At 62.7% G+C, this 3874-nt stretch carries 6 protein-coding genes; 3 read left to right on the plus strand and 3 right to left on the minus strand.

The features are described from left to right. Positions 1-20 precede the first annotated feature (20 nt). The 3 genes from Q0S16_RS21505 to Q0S16_RS21515 all read left to right on the plus strand — a co-directional run bounded on the left by Q0S16_RS21505 (position 21) and on the right by Q0S16_RS21515 (position 2565). Complete coding sequence (locus Q0S16_RS21505) at positions 21-119, plus strand: hypothetical protein (RefSeq protein WP_366517854.1); 99 nt, start codon at positions 21-23, stop codon at positions 117-119. Continuing rightward, positions 107-2257: a glucans biosynthesis glucosyltransferase MdoH gene (gene mdoH / locus Q0S16_RS21510; protein ID WP_295852836.1), complete on the plus strand. Its 2151-nt coding sequence runs from the start codon at positions 107-109 to the stop codon at positions 2255-2257. The genes Q0S16_RS21505 and mdoH overlap by 13 nt, the downstream gene beginning before the upstream one ends. A gap of 173 nt (positions 2258-2430) precedes the next feature. After that, on the plus strand, positions 2431-2565 hold the full coding sequence (locus Q0S16_RS21515; RefSeq protein ID WP_295852838.1) for a hypothetical protein: 135 nt from the start codon (positions 2431-2433) through the stop codon (positions 2563-2565). A gap of 37 nt (positions 2566-2602) precedes the next feature. Here the strand turns inward: Q0S16_RS21515 and Q0S16_RS21520 are convergent, their stop codons facing one another. Genes Q0S16_RS21520 through Q0S16_RS21530 form a run of 3 tightly spaced genes read right to left on the minus strand, consistent with a single transcriptional unit; the run spans position 2603 to position 3683 of the window. Next, entirely contained in the window at positions 2603-2860 is a 258-nt protein-coding gene (locus Q0S16_RS21520; protein WP_295852840.1) for a hypothetical protein, read from the minus strand. Next, positions 2857-3348, minus strand: coding sequence for a hypothetical protein (locus tag Q0S16_RS21525; protein WP_295852845.1), 492 nt, complete (start codon positions 3346-3348; stop codon positions 2857-2859). Before Q0S16_RS21525 ends, Q0S16_RS21520 begins: the two co-directional genes overlap by 4 nt. Then, positions 3348-3683 carry a hypothetical protein gene (locus tag Q0S16_RS21530; RefSeq protein ID WP_295852850.1) on the minus strand — a complete coding sequence of 112 codons (336 nt, stop codon included), beginning with the start codon at positions 3681-3683 and terminating at the stop codon, positions 3348-3350. Before Q0S16_RS21530 ends, Q0S16_RS21525 begins: the two co-directional genes overlap by 1 nt. Positions 3684-3874: the final 191 nt, after the last annotated feature.

The raw sequence follows: 3874 nt of genomic DNA on the forward strand, positions 1-3874 counted from the left end.
GCTGGCGCCTGAGCTTCGAAATGCCGGTCAAGGGGAAGGATCCTGTCGAATTGCGGGCTTCGCTGATGCAGGATGATCAGGCAATCTCCGAAGTGTGGGTCTATCGATGGACTCCATGAACGCGGCGAAGCCGAAATCCGCAGTCGCTTTGCCTGCCGGCGCGGAAGGCGCAATGCTACCTCCAGAGACGCCGCTGGCGATGCTGCCGCAGGTGCTGTCGGGATCCCACCCATCACCCCGCCGCGCTCAATTCAAGCCGATGCCGACCGTCTGGCGGCGCATCTATATCCTGACCGGCACAGCGGCGATGACCGTCGCCGGTGGTTATGAGATGTTTGAGGTTCTGAAGGTCGGCGGCATTACCATCCTCGAAGGTCTGGTGCTGGCGCTGTTCGTGCTGCTGTTCGCCTGGGTGGCATTTTCGTTCATGTCAGCGCTGGCCGGCTTTGCCATGCTGCTGCTGCGCCGGCGCGACCCACTCGACATCGAGCCGCGGGGGCCGCTACCGGCTATCTCCAGCCGTAATGCGATGCTGCTACCGACCTATAATGAAGATCCCTACCGGATCATGGCGCGGCTGCGGGCGATCTGGGAATCCGCCGAACAGACCGGCTACGGCGCGCAGCTCGACTGGTTCGTGCTCAGCGACACCACCGACCCGGCGATCTGGGTCGCCGAGGAAAAGGCGTTGCTCGAATTTCGCCGCGAAGCCGGCGCCAGCCGCATCTTCTATCGTCACCGGCCGCGCAACGTGGCTCGCAAGTCGGGCAACATCGAGGACTGGGTCCAGCGCTTCGGCGCCGGCTATGATCACATGATCATCCTCGACGCCGACAGCCTGATGACCGGCGATACGATTGTGCGCCTGGTTGCCGGCATGGAGGCGCATCCCGCCGTCGGCCTGATCCAGACGCTGCCCATCGTCGTCAATGCGCGCTCGCTGTTCGCGCGCATGCAGCAGTTTGCCGGCCGGCTCTATGGTCCGGTGATCGCGTCGGGAATCGCATGGTGGCACGGCTCGGAAGGCAATTACTGGGGCCACAACGCCATCATCCGCGTCCGTGCCTTTGCCGGCGACGCCGGCCTGCCCGAACTGTCCGGGCGCAAGCCGTTTGGCGGCCATATTCTCAGCCATGATTTCATCGAGGCGGCGTTGATGCGGCGCGCCGGATGGGGGATCCACATGGCACCAAAACTCGGCGGCAGCTTCGAGGAATGCCCGCCTTCGCTGCTCGACTTCGCCGCCCGCGATCGAAGGTGGTGCCAGGGCAATCTGCAGCATCTCGCAGTGCTGCCGGCGCGGCGGCTGCACTGGGTGTCGCGGCTGCATTTGCTGACCGGGATCGGCTCCTACCTGACGGCTCCGCTCTGGCTGATGTTTCTGGTACTGGGTATCCTGATTTCGCTGCAGGCGCAGTTCGTGCGGCCGGAATATTTCCCGAAAGGCTTTTCGCTGTTTCCGCAATGGCCGGCGCAGGATCCGGTCCGCGCGGCCTGGGTGTTCGCCGGCACCATGGGGCTCTTGATCGTGCCGAAGCTGTTGGCCTACATCCTGTTGCTCACTCAAAACGAGAACCGCAAGCGCTTCGGCGGCGGCATGCTGGTGATCGGCATCGTCCTCGAAACCCTGCTGTCGGGCCTGATCGCGCCGGTGATGATGATCTTCCAGTCCTCGGCGGTCGGCGAGATCCTGCTCGGCCGCGATGCCGGCTGGCAGGTGCAGCGCCGCGACGATGGCGGCGTGCCGTTCCGCGAAGTAGTCAGCAAATATACGGTACCGACCTTGTTCGGGGTGTTGATGGCCATCGGCGCCTATGCGGTGTCGGTGCCGCTGTTGCTGTGGATGACGCCGGTGATCGTCGGCCTGCTGTTGTCGGTGCCGGTGGCGATACTGTCGTCGCGGCTGCCGCGGTCCGGCCAGCGCGCCGGCCTGTTCGGCACTCCCGAACAGAATGCGCCGCCCAGGGTGCTGGACCGCGCCAACGAACTGGCACTGGCGGCGCCGGCCTATGATGCCAGCCCGCTGCGCGCGTTGCGCAACGATGCCGAACTGCGCGAGATACATTCGCGGGCGCTGGCCGATCAGCCGCGCCGGCGCGGCCAGATCAATTCCGACCTCGCCATCGCGCGCGCCAAAATCGAGGATGCGGAGGATTTTGAGGAGGCGGTCAGCTATCTCAACTCCCGCGAGACGTTTGCCGTACTCAACAGCCGCGCCACGCTTCAGCATCTCATCGCGCTGCCCGATAGAGCCTAATTGGAGAACTGACGGTCCGGCGTTGTTTCGGGCGATAGGTAGATGGAACGGACCTGCCGCAGCAGATGGAATATAATTTACTTGAGGTTGTTCGGGCTAAAACTACCCGCCATCAATCAACTGTTAACTATAATCTTGCATCGTCCGCGCGGGGCTCACACCGGGAAACCGCCATGGGAACGCTCATCCAACTCTTCCGACTGGTTCTAATCCCCGCGGGGATGGCCATGTTTATGATCGCCGCGCAGATGTCCGCGGGACTGACCCTGCGCACCGGCGAAATGTCGATCGTCATCAGCAGCCGCTGACCGGCGACGCGCGCAATATCACCTACTCCGATTGCACTCATCTTCGACGGCTCCACGGGACGGTGCTGAACTCCGTCGGCACCGGCATGATATCTGGTTCAGCGGTGGCCTTTCGCAGAATGACGGCGCCGATGGTATCGTGCGTGACTTCGACGGGCGTACCATCGGCATCCACGGAGAGCACACCGACGACTTCCACCGGCGCCCGCCCGACATAGGCTTCCACCAGATCCGTCAGCCTGCTCACTTCGGCTCGGATGAAATGCGGGGTCCAATCGGCGGGCAGGCCTTTCACCGCGAGATATTCGCCGTCGCGGCCATCACCAGCGGCCCGAGCGGGCACATGTTGGCGGAGATCGCGACGATGTCGGCAAAGTCCCGCGCTTTCCGGCGGCTTGCGGCCGCGAGCACCTTGTTGATCGCCAGATCGGCCTGATGAAGCCGAAGCCCCCATTGTTCGTCCCTCACCAGCGGGAAGAAACGAATGCGGCTGTCGCTCATCCACTGGATGACGGTCGATGACAGGCCATCGGAAACCGTCGCCTCATAGGTTCCATAGGTGCGGACATCGACCGCGACGACAAGGTCTTGCTTTTCGAGATCGGCGATATCTTTTTCCGCGGCTTCAGGGACTTCTTCGTCGGTGTCGTGGAAAATATCGATATCGTCGGCGCGGCGTGGCCAATCGCGGTTGGGGATGAGGCCTCCGGCCAGATAGCTGGATGGCGAACGGTTTTGCGATAGCAGCCGCATGATCCGCTTCTGAAGATCGGTAAGTGCCATCAGACACGCTCCGCGCGCGACAGCAGCTCGCGTCCCAGAACGAACGCCTGCGCGTCGCCCCGCTCCATCATTGCCTTGGCAATCACAACCGCCCGGGCACGAAGATCGGGCAGCCGGTCGAGGTCGACATTGTCCAGAATACGCACGCTGTACTGCGACAGCGCCTGAGCGCACAGAACCTCGAGTTCCCTGTCGCTGCGATGCTCGTCACGCAGGCGTTCGGCCAAGCGCAGCACTTCGTCCCGCGCCAGAGACGGAACCAGAACTTCCACACGCACCAGATCGGCAGCCCCGCCGCAGCGCCGATACTTCTTGATCCTATCCCGCGCGGTCATAGGATTCCCCTTTAAAGTCAATCTTTATGCGTATCCGGGATACGCAATGAAGAATTGACCCAGGATCGAAACGCGGCGATCGCAGCGATTTAGCGGGATGAATCGGTAAAGCAATCAGGCTGGTGCGAGCTTCACCTCTCCCCAATGGGGAGAAGTGAAGTCGGTGCTTTGTCTACTTGCCCCAGAGGTCT

This window comes from Tardiphaga sp. (assembly GCF_025356345.1).
In the GTDB taxonomy this organism is placed as follows: Bacteria; Pseudomonadota; Alphaproteobacteria; order Rhizobiales; family Xanthobacteraceae; genus Tardiphaga.